This is a genomic window from Vibrio sp. 10N.247.310.24 (genome assembly GCF_041467175.1).
Taxonomy (GTDB): domain Bacteria; phylum Pseudomonadota; class Gammaproteobacteria; order Enterobacterales; family Vibrionaceae; genus Vibrio; species Vibrio tasmaniensis_A.
In genome coordinates this window covers 1-15,218 of record NZ_JBFSUD010000094.1, presented here as the reverse complement: position 1 = coordinate 15,218, position 15,218 = coordinate 1, and the positions used below count along the sequence as shown (strand labels likewise).

Sequence of the window (15,218 nt, the reverse complement as noted above, 5' to 3'; positions counted from 1 at the left end):
CTGATCAGATCGTAGGTTCTTGATTTAGTTCCATTGAATTACGCAACAAAGCCGCCCCTAGCCATAAACGACCCGGTGGAACCCAACTAAATACAATCCAACCCGCTAGAACATTTAACGGTAATTTCGCGTGGTCAAAAGGTTGCACAAACGAAGCATCAGCAACTGAGTAGGCTTTTACAATTGCCCATTGAGCGAGTGCCGTCATAACACCGATAACAATCAAGATAGCCCAAATTGTACCGCCGCTTGGAGTCTGCCAATCTGGCGCGGCAAGCAGGATGTTAAATGGTGTGATCAATAGCAGCAAGTACACCACCATGGTTGAAGGACTGTCTTGCGAAGAGAGTTTTTTCACCATGAGTGAGTAGCATGCCCAGAAGAAAGCCGCGCCAACCGGTAACAGTGTTGCCCAGTTAAAGTCTTCTGCCCACGGCTCTAGAATCACCATAGCACCAGCGAAGCCGGCTAAGGTCGCGCCCCAGCGAGCTGCCCCAACTTTCTCTTTGAGGAAAAGTCCTGAGCCTATGGTTGCAAACAATGGCGACGTCATGAGAAGGGCAATGCCTTGCCAAATAGGTACTGGGTAAGCCAATGCCCATATCCAAAGTTGAATACCAATAACAGATAAGAAGACACGGAATACGTGTAACTTTAGGTTGTCGGTTTTTAGCGCGCGGCGAATGCCCAGCGTTTTCAGGTAAGGAAGAATAGCGAACAACGCGATGGCGTATTGAATGACGGCAACGGTGGTAGAAGTAAGTCCGAAATGAATGCTAGCGACTTGAGTCAGGCTATTAATAACGGCAAAGGCTAAGCCTGCGGTTAGCATCCAGCTAGCGCCTTGGATCGGATGGTGTTGTGACATGATGCTTCTAATTATTTGATGTGGTTCACCTATGATACGGATTTAGCACCACTTAACCAGAAAAAGCATTGATGAAGTTGGTCAGAATATTTGAATATGAAAAAAGGTTGAGCAACCGCCCAACCTTTCTAGTCTCTATCTAAAGTCGATTTAGATTAGAAATCGTAGCGGACACCTAGGCGAAGTGTGTCTTCACCAGCTGTCACGATACCTTTTGCATTTTTAACTTCGTCTAAACCGTTAACGTAGTAAGAAAGGTATGTGCGGAAATTGCTGTTTAGTTTGTAGTAACCGGCTAATTCAATACCGTCGACAGCGTCTACTTTTGCTCCGCTGTTGATTTCATCTTCTTGGTAAGTATATACGACTGCAGCAGATACTTGCTTGGTGAATTTGTATTGCGCTGCAAATTCCATAGCAGTGAATGACTTAGCATCGGTACCTGTCGCTTTATCATCTAGGTCGCCTGTTGAATAAGTTGCAGCTAAGTACAGGTTGTCTAGAGAATACGCTAGGCCGGCAAGGATTTGGTCTGCGCTACCTTTATTTTCCCCTAGGTCTTCACCTGAGTAGGCTAGGCCAAGATCTAAGCCCATTGGCAGTGAGTAAACACCAGAAATGCCGTAGCCGTCAGAGTCTTTTTTGCTGTTGGTTTGGTAAGTGGCTTCTAGTTGCAGGGCATCAAAGCCGCCACGGTATGCAAATACACCATCTTCTTTATCAGAAGCTGCACCGAATGCTTGCTGCACACCAGAAAACTCAGTGATATCTGTAAAGTCAGATACGATAACTGAAGCCATATCTTGGCGACCGACAGAAACGGCTTGGCCGTCAAAATCAACACCTGCGTACATGTAACGGTTTTCAAACTTATCAGAACCTGTGTCTTGCTCTGCTTCGTAGAAACCGAATGCCGTTGCAGTATCTGTAAGTTCTGTTTTACCACCAAGGTTTAAACGGAAACGAGTTTTATCTTTCATTGAACCTTCAACTTCAGCACCACCAGAACCAATGAAATCACCACGGAATTCTGCACGACCGCCAATTTTAAGTTCTGTACCATCAGAGCTGTAAACCGTTGCTGCTAACGATGAACCTGAAACTAGTGCCGCTACCACTGCAGAAGCTAGAACTGCCTTTTTCATAATCACTTACCTTGTATTTTAAAATCCGTGAGCAATGCGCTCTCCGTTTCGATATGAAACTAATCTAGAGCAGCTAAATTAAGCTTTCATTTCTGTAAAATTACATTTTCGTGAATAGGGAACTTTTTAAGTGTTGATTTTATTGCACTTTTATTTCAGGAACCTGAGTGGTTTGTGAATGGGTATACCACTCGTATTTCCTTATTCGGTTACTTTTTCAAGTTTCTATTTGGGTGAGGTGATAATGATATGGGTGAACCTTATGGTGAGGTTAGAGCTTCTTCATCTTATTAACTGTTTGTACTGATTAAGATATCCTCTATGATGCCAAAACTTAGAAAAGAATAAATTTTGCTCAACAAGATGGAGACGTTGGATGAAAACAGAGTACTTAGGCGATGTTTTACAAGGTAGGCAGGTTATTGGCGCCTTAAATGTCGAAGACTTACCGATTGGAGAGCATCAGTTTTGGTTTCAAGTAACCAGTGATGGGTTAGGGCAACCTAAAAACATGCCGGTTTCTGTTTTCAAAGGCAGTCAAGACGGCCCGAAGTTGATGATCACTGCCGGGATTCACGGTGATGAGCTAAACGGTGTGTTGGCTGCTCAGCAAATTATCCGAGATTTAGTAGGCAAAACATTAAAAGGCACGGTGACAGTTGTACCAACTGTGAATTTGTCTGGCTTGCTTAACCACAGCCGCGATTTTATCTCTTCGGATCCGGGCTCTTGCCCTGCCAACCTTAATCGACTCTTTCCTGGTGATGCACACGGCTTAGCCGCGGAGCGATTCGTCGCATCTCTGTGGGATCGCTTACTCAAACACAACGCGACATTTGCTGTTGATCTGCATACCCAAACTCGTGGTGCCGTGTATCCACTTTATGTGTTTTCTGATTACCGAGTAGAGCAATGTTTAGAGATGGCGAGGTTAATGCAGCCCGATTGTGTTCTTAATGATCCCGGCGATCCGGGTATTCTTGAAACGGTCTGGAATCGAAGTGGAATTCCGAGCATTACAGTGGAAGTCGGGATGGGGAAATTTACTCAACCTGACATGATTCAACGAGCCGTAGATGGTGTTTTTAATATTCTTTCTTACTACGAGATGCTTGATGCTGAAGGTTTAAGAGACAAAAAGCCACTGCCGAGTATAGATTGGATAGAGGGCAATAATGTGGTGTCTATCCGCGCTGATATTGGTGGCTTTGTGTTGCCTCAGGTCGAGCTTTTACAAAGCGTAGAGCAAGATGATCTTTTGGCGATTCAATATGACGCTTTTGGTAACGAATGTCGTCGTTATCATGCGCTGTCTGCCGGACGTGTACTTAGCTATAACGTGGATGCATTAAGGGAGCCAGGGGCTCTTGTCTGTCGACTATTGAGTTGAGATGCTTTTAGTTGAGAAGCTCCCAGTTGAAAAGCTCTTAAGTAGTAAGCTCTTAATTGGTAAGCTCTGAGTTGAAAAGCTCTTCGGCGGGCGTCTCTTTGTCAATCTGGTGCATCGTCATTTGAAACGTGTAAAAAAAAGACCGAGCAGGGCTCGGTCTGATAGTTTTTCTCGGGAGTAACAGCTTTTAGCGTAACTAGTATCGCTTTAAGATCTCGATGATCTCTTGCTCTGTTTCCGCTGCGATAATGGCATCAATGTCATCATCATTTTGGAACAACTCTGATAGCGCCATAATAGTATGGATATGGCTATCTGAGTCCATCGCTGCCAGAGTGATTGAAAGGTAAACGTCACCGTTGTCTTCCGACTCTAAATCAACACCCTTTTTGAATACTGTCACCTGCAGTGATGCTTCGTTCACACCATCTTCAGGACGAGCATGAGGCATCGCAATCTTTGGTGCTAGAACATAGTACGCGCCGATGTCTTTGTGCTTTTGCTTGATAGCTTCAACATAGCTTGCTTCAATTTTCTTGCTTGCTAACAGTGTTGAACAGGTTAAATCAATCGCAGCATCAACCGTTAGGTTCTCTTCAGAGTTGATGATAACGCCTTGGTTACCGATTAAATCGAATAGGCTCATGAAACAATCCATCCTAGAATCAGACCAACAACACCGAAGTCGAAGTCAGCAAATGTTGTCGCTTCAAGCCCAAGACCACCTAGTACTGGAAGTAGTAGCATTGGTAGGAAAGAGATACACAGACCTTGCGTGAATGAACCTAGAATTGCACCACGTAGACCGCCAGTCGCGTTACCGTAAACACCTGCCGCACCACCTACGAAGAAGTGTGGAACCACACCCGCTACAATGATTGTCCAACCAAGTGCACCTTGAACTGCCATTGCTAGTAGACCAGCCGCGAAAGAACAAAGGAAACCGATTAGTACCGCGTTTGGTGCTACTGGGAATACCATAGGGCAGTCTAGAGCAGGTTTTGCACCTGGTACTAGTTTGTCAGAGATACCTTTAAATGCAGGAACGATTTCAGCAATTAGCATCTTCACACCTTGCAATACGATGTAAACACCACCAGCAAAGATTAGAGATTGCATGAAGGTAAATACAACCCAGTTTTGACCGCTTGATACTGTTTCTACAAACTCGCCGCCCGCAATAATAGACGCAAGCATGAAGAAGATAGCCATTGTTGTTGCTACGGCTACTGGCGTATCACGCAGGAACATTAAGCTTTTGGGAACTTGGATGTCTTCTGTTGATTTTGATGTGTCACCGAATTTGCTACCAATGAAGCCAGACACGATGTAAGACAGTGTCGAGAAGTGACCAATAGCCAGTTGATCAGTACCCATCACTTTTTCAGTGTACTTTTGGCCTAGCGCTGGCATCACAACCATTAATGTACCCACAATGATAGAGCCGATTGCGACTAGAACTGTGCCTTCAATGTTTGCTGTAGACAGAATTACCGCTACTAGCATAGACATGAACATTGTGTGGTGACCCGTTAAGAAAATATATTTTAAAGGAGTAATACGAGCCAATAAAATATTCACAACGAATGCGAAGAACATAATTAGAGCCATTTCATAACCGAATGCTTCTTGTGCTAATGCAACAATTGCTTCGTTATTTGGAATAACACCACTTACGCCGAATGCTTCAGTAAATACAACTGAGAAGTTATTTAGTGCGCCAACAAGAGCGCCAGCACCAAAACCTAAAATTAGGAAACCCATTACGGTTTTAATTGTGCCTTTTAGAATGGTGGAAATATCAGCTTTCTGTGCAACAAGGCCAATGAAAGCAATTAAGCCTACCATGATTGCTGGCTCTTTTAATAAGCCGAGCATGAATTCGAAAAAGTTCTGCATAATTTTGACCTTACATGAAAGTTTTTAGTTGTTCTTCGATTGATGCTTTGTCAAAAATATTTTTAAGGCTGATTATGTTCTCTTTTCCGCCTTCTTTCAGTTGGTTTGCAACGTCTGTCGCTGCTACCCAAATATCCGCGTTGCTTGATGCAGCTGATGACAGATCTTCGTGATCAACTTCCGCTTCGAAACCGATTTTTTTAGCCACTTCTTTCACTGCCATTTCCATCATTAGTGAAGTACCAAGGCCGTTACCGCAAACTACAAGAATCTTTTTCATAATATTTGTCTCAATTGGGTTTTAGGGGTTGAGAAACTGCGTTCTCTTATTGTGTGGGAGCATAGTAATGGAAATATTGAGATTTCAATAAGATCTCCATCACAAAGCTAAAATGAGATCGTGACAGAGGTCTCGCTTGTGTGTGGTGAAAATCCAGAGTGAGACTTTGATCAAATTTAACTTTTCACACGAATATGCAACGTATCTATTGAGAAAGGTTGGGGGGGGATGTATTTGTCTATTGGAATGTAAATATATAGAGGGTCTGTTGAAGAAAATAGAGAATTAATCGTATCGACCGTAGTCGGTAAGCATTTTCTTAAGCATGCTATTAACGTCTTTGGTCTTTTTATTTCTTTTAGTTAGTTGGCTAAGAGAAGTCAGTTTTGGCGAGGTAACATTTTCACCATCTATTTCTTCGGTTTTATCTTTCATTTTCTGTACGGCAGGCAATAACATTCTAATTTCTTCATTATTGATATTGGTCAGAACCACAATATTTTCAGATTCAACTTGGGTAATAGTTAATATGCCATGCTTAACGGATTCAACCTTTTCACCAATCATAATTGATTCAGGTGCGACAGAGCGATCGGTTAACTGACCTGTACGTAATTTCGCCGCACTGATAGCGCGGATATTTCCGGTGTTTTCAAACGCAACAATAACAGTATAGGTATTATAATACTCAACTACTGTCACATAGCCGTGTCTATTTGTTTTGAATCTAGCTCCATTGTTCATGTCGTGCGGAGCTTCCATTTTCTTCACGTGTTTCCTCTCTTAGTCTCAATGGCTGTTATATCTAATCAGCTCTTCTCGTTTTATAGATAATGAATGGGTGAGATAATACAAAGTATATACGCATCTAAACTTAAGATGAATCTTGAAGTCATAGTAAATGAGGGAGAACACAGAAAAGTGGTAATAATCACACAGAATTAACCGAGAGGTTACGCAGCTCTCTACATAGGTTGAACATATCACATTCATTTCATGATCTTCATTTACAACGCCTGCTGCTTAAAGTTTTATTGGGTAATTACTCAATAAAACCAACCTGATATGTGAGCCAATTTAAATAAATAAGAATTGTATAAATTATTGATTTAATGAATGTTTACTGAGTAAGGCAATTTTTGTTAGAACACCATCTTCAAAACAATAAGATAGGTAAATCTAATGACAAAACTCGTCAGTTTGCTCCTTGCCACAATCACGCTAGGGCTTTCAGGTTGTGCAACAGTATTAACTCCAGAACAGAGTGCGCCACAATTGAGTGTCGTACCTCAAGAAAAAGCACTGACTATTGCAGTGATTGATAAACGCCCATACGTTTTAGACCAAGATAAAGAGCCAAAGTTTGAGGGCATTATTCGTAGTTCTCTCGGTATTCCTTATTCACACAACACGGCGACACAACAGCCGATGTCTCAGTTTTTGACGGATAGACTTGTTGCGGGCTTAAAGAAGCAGCAAGTGACGGTGGACTCAGTCGAGACGACACCAAACGAAGACATCACTAAAGTCGCTGAGCAGATGAAAGCGTTCGACAATAAGTCGATGATGTTCGTCTTGAATGAATGGAAATATGATTTCCATGCGTTTACGGATAACTCTTGGTACAACGTAAATGTGATTATTTACGACGAAGTAGGTAAGAAACTGCTGAGCAAAAACTTCCAAGGCGAGAACGATGTGCCAGATGGTGGTGTGATCATTAATGAAATGCAGCTTATCTATAAACAACGTTTCGAAGAGATCTTCCAAGACGTTGAAGTGAAAAGTGCATTGCTTAATTAATTTTGCCCATTTCGATAATATCCTTTAGAAAGCCACACTTTGTGGCTTTTTATTTTAAACTTCCTGCCTCGACGTTCTTTTTGACTGATAAGTTAAAAATGACGATAAACACTGCGTTTTGTTTAATCCTTGACCGCGCGATCGTTTGCGTTGAAAAATGTGATGAAAGTCTCACTTAACTGTTTATACTTCTTTTCCGGTTTTAAGCCGGTGCTTAGCCAATACAAGCCGTCACATGGATATGTGAATGACCCCACGGACCGGACCAGCTACGTCCCACTGCTTGTATAAGGTGATTCTTTACATGAACAACTCGTTGTTACATTCGCTAACGTTGTTAGCCCCTTCATCGCGTAGCGTTTTGCTCGCGGTTCTTTGTCCTATTCCTTTGATGTCATTCGTTTGGCTCATGTTCACTCTTTAAGGATTACTAGGACACATTATGAATATTCTATTTGGTTTTGTCGGTGTTCTTGCACTGATTGCTTGTGCGTACCTGCTATCTGAAAGTCGTTCTTCGATTAACTGGAAAACAGTCTCTCGTGCACTATTACTTCAAATCGGCTTCGCGGCTTTGGTGTTATATTTCCCTTGGGGACAATTGGCGCTAACAAGCCTAAGTAATGGCGTTTCTAGCCTGCTTGGTTTTGCAGACGCTGGTATCGCATTCCTTTTCGGCGACCTTGCAACTGAAGGTTTCATTTTCGCGATACGCGTACTTCCAATCATTATCTTCTTCAGTGCTCTGATTTCTGCACTTTACTACCTCGGTATCATGCAAAAAGTGATTCAAATCTTGGGCGGAGCGGTGCAAAAACTGCTAGGCACCAGCAAAGCTGAATCCTTGGTAGCGACAGGTAATATCTTCCTTTCTCAGGGTGAGTCTCCTCTTCTTATTCGTCCGTTTTTAAAGTCTATGACTCGTTCGGAACTGTTTGCTGTAATGGCAGGTGGTATGGCGTCGGTAGCGGGCAGTGTACTTGGTGGTTATGCTGGTTTAGGTGTTGAACTTAAATACCTTATCGCAGCAAGTTTCATGGCAGCTCCGGGTAGTTTGTTAATGGCGAAGATCATCGTTCCTGAGCGCAGCACACCAAGTGACTACGACCATATCGAACTCGATAAAGCTGACCAAAGCAACGTGATCGATGCACTGGCAAGCGGCGCGATGAACGGTATGAAAGTCGCGGTGGCTGTCGGTACTATGTTGATTGCATTCGTGAGTGTAATTGCGATGGTGAACACTGGCCTAGAAAGCTTAGGTGAGACGTTCGGTTTTGCGGGTATTACGCTGCAAGCTATCTTCGGTTACTTGTTCTCGCCTTTAGCATGGCTGATTGGTATCCCGAGTGATGAAGTCTTAATGGCGGGTTCTTACATTGGTCAGAAGATCGTAATGAACGAGTTTGTTGCTTTCATCGATTTCGTTGAGAACAAAGCGCTGTTATCTGAACATAGCCAAGTCATCGTGACGTTTGCTCTATGTGGCTTTGCTAACATTGGCTCTATCGCTATTCAGCTAGGTTCGATCGGTGTTATGGCACCAGAGCGTCGTGCTGAAGTGGCAAACTTAGGCTTGAAAGCAGTCGCTGCTGGTACGCTTGCAAACCTAATGAGTGCGTGTTTAGCGGGTATCTTCATCCTGCTTTAAGCGAGATTCAGTTAAAGCGCCTAAATTCAGTTGAAGCGGGCACCTTTCTTGCGGATTTAACGTGAGAAGGGTGCCCGCTTTTTTGTACCTGCTCGTTAAGTTGATTCAGATTTTGAACCACCACTTTTATTGCTATGCGGTGTATAAGGCTCACTCGGAAGAGTAATAGAGCAAGCCTGTTTTATCCGATATACTTGAATATCATTAGGTTGCGATTAATAGCATTCGGCTTCAATTAAGAAAATCCGGTTTCTATTAAGAACACTCGGCTCCGAATAAGAATATTCCGTTCCGACTAAGAATACGGCAACCAAGCTCAAATTTATCAAGGGTCTCTCTATGAACATGCGCGTTCTTATCGGTCTTATTACTACCTTCATTGGCTTGTTTGCGATGGTTTATCTTATTGCTGGTGGTACTCAGTTTCCTATCTATCAGTGGCCGCAAGAAGCGTATCTCGGTTTGGTGTTTAGCGTAGTATGGGGCACTGGCGTCGCTGCATCGGTGGCTTATGTCTTCTCAGCTTTGGTGTTTGTGACTGTCGCCGTGGTTTGCTATGCGATCGGTTATAAAATCGGTGGGCTCTTTTCTTCAAATTCCGACGTCTAAGTTTATTGAGGCGTACTTATGTTCATTGAAGTGAGATTTGTTTGAATGCACTGGCTCGATCGTTGGAAAGTGTATCGCTATCATCGCAAACAGGCTAACCGAGCGAATGGCGATAAGGCTAAAGCTTTAGGGTGGACCAGCGAAGAGAGCCAATTATGTCGCTTTGAAGTGATTGCTCGTTCGGCTGACTTTGAAAAGAAGAGTATTTTAGATTTGGGTTGTGGCTATGGCGAGCTGTTTGAGTTGCTCGCCAGCATCTATCGCATTCAATCTTACACCGGCGTTGACCAACACGCAGGCTTTTTAAAGAAGGCGAAACAGAGCTATACAGAAGATCGTTGTCGGTTTTTGTCGGGTGATATGAGCCAAATGAGCCTTGAGGTACACGATGTAGTTATCGCCAGTGGCTCATTGAATTACATCTCTCGCGACTCGGATTATCTGACTAACATGATTACTCGTATGTTTGGACTAGCGAATCAGACGGTGATTTTTAATCTGCTCAATTCAAGCCAATATCCTTCACGCAATACCTTGATGAGTTATCACCCTCAAGGCGTATATCGATTCTGTAAAACACTCTGTGATGATGTCTCCTTGATAGAAGGTTACGCTGAAGGGGATTTCACGATAGTGATGAACAAAGCCGTATCCTGAGCCTGAATCAAGTGTTGGTGTGGTAAGAGTTAAAAATGCCGCAGACCTTGAGAGGTTTGCGGCTTTTTGGGTTCTAAAATCAACTTAAGTATTACTGCTAGTGCTTCAGCGGTTGATTTTCAACTAGTCCGTAAGGGATGTTAGTAAACACTTTAGGGTTACCTTCATAAGTTGGTGCTTCGTTCACTTGCTGCCAATCGAGTAGCATGATAGCGAGTACGTTGCGGTGCTCTCCATATTTGAGATCAAAATCACCGGTGACCGAAGGGATCATGCCTTTTGTCTTATCGATAGATGCCTGGATTGCGAGCCTAGTTTTCTCTACAACCGGGTCACTCTCTAGACCGGCTAATAAGAAAGTCAACCCAACCTCAGCAATCACATCCTCTTTAGCTCGTAACAGGATCGTATCGATGTTTTCTCTGAAGTAATCGTAGATCCATTGGTGTTCTTGCTCGCTTACTTGGTGCTGGTAATACTCAGAATCTCCAAAAATCACATGTGTCATACCATAGATTTTATTGCCGTATTGCTGGCTTGAAAGCTTCTTGTCTTTATCGTCTGGGTAGGCTTTTTTGAAGGTATCGACAAATTCATCAACGACATCTTGTTCACCCAATTGGCGTAGCCAGTAAACTTGATTAGCGAGTTGGGCTGCCCACGCTTTCACCATATCTTCATTGGTCACGTATCGTGAAAAGTCATAACGACGAATGATTTCACGCAGTTTGGCATCGTTCTTGTGTTCTAAACCGTACTCATTGGCGCGCGCCATAGAGCCGAGAAGGTCAACACCAAGATATAGATATTCTGGCATGTGCTTGGTGATGTTGTAGCGTCGAACACTACGTTCATCGCTGTCGCCAACATAGGAAGCAACACGCTTTTCTGAGTACAGTACGATTTGTTCCATGGTGTGAACATCATTCGACAGGCGGCTGAGCTTACTTGCTACACGTGCCATGTCACTCCATACCGCGGCAGAATATTTGTCGTCTAATGTTTGTCGATACATACGCAAACCATAGTGACCTTCTTTGAATGCAGGCAGAGTGTAAAGTTGGCTTTCGTAGGTTGTGCGAATCAGATCGGCGGATTGTTTAAAAGATTGCTCTTGAGAGTCGAGAACACCAGCTTGTGATTGAACATTTGGTACGATTGTTGCTTGTATGTTAACAGGCTCTTGTATAGTAACAGTCTGTTGTGTGTCAAAAGCTGTTAGCGTATCTGAAGTAGCTTGTGCGTGAACCGCAACCGCAACTGAGATTGATAACAATGTGCACAGAGTTAGCGTTTTTAGCTTCATGTTCGTAAGGTACCAAGCTGATTAATTGTGAATATAAAATAACACTCATGAATCTTTCAATGTAAGGTTTTGGTCAATACATTGTAATCTTTAATAAGATTGATTCGATATTTGGTTCAGTAATCAATGTGTCTAATGGACTTTAAGTGATGAATGACTCAATAATGAAATGAGCACTAGGCTAAGTGTATGTATTTAAATAGCTTAACGGCATACTTAAAGAGTTAGTCTGATATGAGCAAATTTTAGAACAAAAAGGTTTAGGGGGTCTGAATGCCAAGTGGTTCTAGCAAGCAATGGCCTGCCAAATTATTATCTTTACTGTTTTTTTTAGTGGTAATGAGTGCTATCGAGTTTTTTCACTCTAAAGAGTTATCCTACCTGAAAGATGAATCCTACTCTGAGGCAAAAAAGCAGCTATCGATCATTCGTTCTCGAATCGAAGCCGCGATCGTGTCAGATATGTATATCCTCAATAATTTTTCGACCTTAGTGATCATAAACCCTGATGGTGAGGTGAAAAATTGGGACAAGATTGCTGAAAGTATTATTAAAGATGGTTTCCATATTCGTCTTATTGGGCTAGCCAAAGACGACATTCTAAACTTTGTTTACCCTATGGAAGGCAATGAGCAGATTCTCGGTATTAATTATCGTGATTATCCAGACCAATGGGAGTCTGTTGAGATAGCCCGTAATCTTGGCAACACCTTTATTGCTGGTCCTTTTGAGCTGTTTCAAGGTGGCCAAGCTATCATTACGCGAACTCCGATCTTTCGAGACCCGCCTTTTAACGAAGACTATTGGGGTGTATCCAGTGCCGTTATTAGTTTAGATGAGCTGTTTGAAGATGTCGGAATTGGGATACTCGAAAACAAGTATAAACTCGCGATTCGCGGTGCAAACAGTTCGGGTAAAGATGGCGCGGTCTTTTATGGCTCTCAGGACGTATTTGATAATGCTTTTGTGACTGAACAGGTGAGCTTTCCATACGGTGGTTGGTACCTTGCTCTCTCTGGTAATGAGCATGTGTTGATGGATGTGCAGTGGTATCGAATTCAAGCAGTAAGGTTGGTGGGTTACACCATAATGTTAGTGCTGGCGTTTGCCTTCTTTACTATTTATCGCCTGTACCGAATTGCAGATAGTCGCTCTATGCATGATGAACTCACCATGCTACCTAATCGTCGATACTTTATGTACAGCCTAAAGCAGGCGTTCAAAGTCACCCAAAAGCAGAGAGCAAGAACCTTTGCTGTGGTAAATATCGATCTGGATGGCTTTAAAGCGATCAATGACACTTTTGGTCATGCGGCTGGCGATCAAGTGCTTATTGAGTGTGCTAATCGCATTAAGAGTGAATTACGTGGTTCAGATATCGTTGCGAGAATCGGTGGTGATGAGTTCTTAGTTTTGTTACCACGCATCATTGATGATCAACATGTCTCTTCGATTGTAGCTAAACTTCGAAGAGCGATATGTAGCACACCTGTTGTTTATGATACGCACTCGATTTATCTTCGAATTAGCGTTGGTTGGGTAATTCACAACAATAACTACAGTGGTGTCGATGCACTACTCAAAGCGGCTGATGAAAAAATGTACGAACAGAAACGACAAATTTTATAGGTTGGATTGGATCTGCTATTAGAATTTAGTTGCTGAATGTGGGGAAAAGCCTCAGAATACCGCGCTTTGCTCTTTATCAATCCTATTGATGAGCGAAAGCTGTAGCAACGACTTCTTTCTGCGCGTTGCTCATACTAAATGTTATTCAACTGAGAAAATAATCTATGAGTTTTACCTCCCTTGGCCTTTCTGAACCGATCCTTAAAGCTATTGAAGCACAAGGTTACGATAAGCCATCACCAATCCAAGAGAAAGCCGTACCAGCTGTCCTAACGGGCAAAGATGTAATGGCCGCTGCTCAAACAGGTACAGGTAAAACTGCTGGCTTCACGCTACCTATTCTTGAAATGTTATCAAAAGGCCCTCGCGTACGTCAGAACCAAGTTCGTGCATTAGTGCTAACACCTACCCGTGAACTTGCTGCGCAAGTGAATGGCAGCGTAGTTAAATACGGTATTAACTTACCGCTTACTTCTACGGTCGTGTTTGGTGGCGTGAAAATTAACCCTCAGATGCAAAAACTTCGTAAAGGCAGTGATGTGTTGGTGGCAACACCGGGTCGTCTACTTGACCTATACAACCAAAATGCAGTGCGTTTTGATCAGCTAGAGATTCTAGTATTAGATGAAGCTGATCGCATGTTAGACATGGGTTTCATCCGCGACATCCGTAAGATCTTGGCTTTTCTACCTAAGAAGCGTCAGAACTTACTGTTCTCTGCAACGTTCTCTGATGATATTCGTAGCTTGGCTAAAGGCTTAGTAAATAACCCAGTTGAAATCTCGGTAAGCCCTGCAAACTCAACAGCACCCACTGTTGAACAAAGTATTTATCCAGTAGATAAAAAGAAAAAAGCGCCAATGCTAGCTAAGCTGATCAAAGATAATGATTGGCGACAAGTGTTGGTGTTCAGCAAAACAAAACACGGTGCAAACAAGCTTGCTCGTTTCCTTGAAGAGCAAGACATCACTTCTGCTCCTATCCATGGTAACAAGAGCCAAGGCGCGCGTACTAAAGCCTTAGAGAACTTTAAAACCGGTAAGGTACGAGTACTCGTAGCGACCGATATCGCTGCTCGTGGTATTGATATCCCACAACTTCCTCAAGTGGTTAACTTCGACCTTCCAAACGTATCAGAAGATTACGTTCACCGTATTGGTCGTACTGGCCGTGCTGGTGAAGTTGGTAAAGCAATTTCATTGGTTTGTGCAGATGAAGTGGGTGAGCTATTCGGTATTGAACGCCTTATTCAACAAGTACTGGAGCGTCGTGAACTGGAAGGTTTTGCACCCGTAAACAAATTACCAGAATCTCGCTTGGATTCGCGTCCGATTAAGCCTAAGAAACCGAAAAAGACACGCGAACACTCGGATGGCCAACGTTCTGGTGAGAATGCTCGCGGCCATAAGCCAGCAGGCAAGAACAAGCGTCATGTAGCAGGTAATGGATCTGCTCCAAAGCGTAAGCCTAACTCAGGCAACAAAGCTTCAGACAGCAACTCTGCAGCTGCTGGTGATGATAAGTCTTTAAGAAATAATGGCAGCAACTATAAGCGCGGTAATAAGCCTTCTACGAATAGTTCTGGCAAGCCAGGTGGTGCAGGTAAACCTAAAAAGTCTGGTTTCGGTGGAAGTAATGGTTCGAGCAAACCGTCTAACAAGTCATCAGGTAACAAGCCTACAGGTAACAAACCTTCACCATCTAGAAGCCGTTCTAAGCCTGCATCTCAGAAATAGTAGACAGAACGTTTGTCACGTAGCTTTACAAAGATTATGTAACGAGATCGCTTCGTAGGAGGGTTCTCGTTCATTGACGACTTCCTGCTATCGAACTCGAACAAGCGCGAATATTGAATTTCAATGTTCGCGTTTTTTTATGGGTGTAATTAGGGCGTGTTGACCTTTCGCGGTTAAATTTTGTTCGAGCTAAAAGCGTTTTAATCGCGGCGAGGGGGAAGTAGCCTAGTCATTCTAAGCAAATC

14 protein-coding genes are annotated in these 15,218 nt (G+C 43.0%); 7 read left to right on the top strand and 7 right to left on the bottom strand.

Annotated features, from left to right (window positions below):
• Positions 1 to 4: 4 nt before the first annotated feature.
• A complete protein-coding gene (locus AB6E08_RS20275; protein WP_372160218.1) occupies positions 5 to 868 on the bottom strand; it encodes a DMT family transporter in 864 nt (287 codons plus the stop codon).
• Positions 869 to 1,023: 155 nt separating this feature from the next.
• Complete coding sequence (locus tag AB6E08_RS20270; protein ID WP_029225491.1) at positions 1,024 to 2,013, bottom strand: porin; 990 nt, start codon at positions 2,011 to 2,013, stop codon at positions 1,024 to 1,026.
• A 376-nt stretch (positions 2,014 to 2,389) separates the two neighbouring features.
• Between AB6E08_RS20270 and AB6E08_RS20265 the strand changes: the two genes are divergently transcribed.
• Positions 2,390 to 3,403, top strand: coding sequence for a succinylglutamate desuccinylase/aspartoacylase family protein (locus AB6E08_RS20265; protein ID WP_372064346.1), 1,014 nt, complete (start codon positions 2,390 to 2,392; stop codon positions 3,401 to 3,403).
• A gap of 196 nt (positions 3,404 to 3,599) precedes the next feature.
• Here AB6E08_RS20265 and AB6E08_RS20260 read toward each other — a convergent pair whose 3' ends face one another.
• From AB6E08_RS20260 to AB6E08_RS20245, 4 genes are all read right to left on the bottom strand, one after another.
• Positions 3,600 to 4,049, bottom strand: a complete 450-nt coding sequence (locus tag AB6E08_RS20260; protein WP_009845709.1) for a PTS sugar transporter subunit IIA — start codon at positions 4,047 to 4,049, stop codon at positions 3,600 to 3,602.
• Positions 4,046 to 5,302: a PTS ascorbate transporter subunit IIC gene (locus AB6E08_RS20255; RefSeq protein WP_009845708.1), complete on the bottom strand. Its 1,257-nt coding sequence runs from the start codon at positions 5,300 to 5,302 to the stop codon at positions 4,046 to 4,048. The genes AB6E08_RS20260 and AB6E08_RS20255 overlap by 4 nt, the downstream gene beginning before the upstream one ends.
• 10 nt (positions 5,303 to 5,312) lie before the next feature.
• On the bottom strand, positions 5,313 to 5,582 hold the full coding sequence (locus AB6E08_RS20250) for a PTS sugar transporter subunit IIB (RefSeq protein WP_009845707.1): 270 nt from the start codon (positions 5,580 to 5,582) through the stop codon (positions 5,313 to 5,315).
• A 285-nt stretch (positions 5,583 to 5,867) separates the two neighbouring features.
• Entirely contained in the window at positions 5,868 to 6,344 is a 477-nt protein-coding gene (locus tag AB6E08_RS20245) for a hypothetical protein (protein ID WP_372064376.1), read from the bottom strand.
• Between the two features lie 420 nt (positions 6,345 to 6,764).
• Here AB6E08_RS20245 and AB6E08_RS20240 point away from each other — a divergent pair, with 420 nt between their 5' ends.
• The 4 genes from AB6E08_RS20240 to AB6E08_RS20225 all read left to right on the top strand — a co-directional run bounded on the left by AB6E08_RS20240 (position 6,765) and on the right by AB6E08_RS20225 (position 10,302).
• Complete coding sequence (locus tag AB6E08_RS20240; RefSeq protein WP_017100968.1) at positions 6,765 to 7,385, top strand: hypothetical protein; 621 nt, start codon at positions 6,765 to 6,767, stop codon at positions 7,383 to 7,385.
• Positions 7,386 to 7,827: 442 nt separating this feature from the next.
• Positions 7,828 to 9,036 (top strand): NupC/NupG family nucleoside CNT transporter, encoded by a 1,209-nt coding sequence (locus AB6E08_RS20235; protein WP_009845705.1) that lies wholly within the window; start codon positions 7,828 to 7,830, stop codon positions 9,034 to 9,036.
• A 339-nt stretch (positions 9,037 to 9,375) separates the two neighbouring features.
• A complete protein-coding gene (locus tag AB6E08_RS20230; protein ID WP_372064349.1) occupies positions 9,376 to 9,645 on the top strand; it encodes a hypothetical protein in 270 nt (89 codons plus the stop codon).
• A 45-nt stretch (positions 9,646 to 9,690) separates the two neighbouring features.
• The gene (locus tag AB6E08_RS20225) at positions 9,691 to 10,302 is read left to right on the top strand and encodes a class I SAM-dependent methyltransferase (protein WP_371727106.1); all 612 of its coding nucleotides are present in this window, start codon (positions 9,691 to 9,693) and stop codon (positions 10,300 to 10,302) included.
• Between the two features lie 97 nt (positions 10,303 to 10,399).
• Here the strand turns inward: AB6E08_RS20225 and AB6E08_RS20220 are convergent, their stop codons facing one another.
• A complete protein-coding gene (locus tag AB6E08_RS20220; RefSeq protein WP_122046215.1) occupies positions 10,400 to 11,608 on the bottom strand; it encodes a DUF3541 domain-containing protein in 1,209 nt (402 codons plus the stop codon).
• A 273-nt stretch (positions 11,609 to 11,881) separates the two neighbouring features.
• Between AB6E08_RS20220 and AB6E08_RS20215 the strand changes: the two genes are divergently transcribed.
• Positions 11,882 to 13,237, top strand: coding sequence for a diguanylate cyclase (locus AB6E08_RS20215; protein WP_372064351.1), 1,356 nt, complete (start codon positions 11,882 to 11,884; stop codon positions 13,235 to 13,237).
• Positions 13,238 to 13,401: 164 nt separating this feature from the next.
• Positions 13,402 to 14,973 (top strand): DEAD/DEAH box helicase, encoded by a 1,572-nt coding sequence (locus AB6E08_RS20210; protein ID WP_009845700.1) that lies wholly within the window; start codon positions 13,402 to 13,404, stop codon positions 14,971 to 14,973.
• Positions 14,974 to 15,218 lie beyond the last annotated feature (245 nt).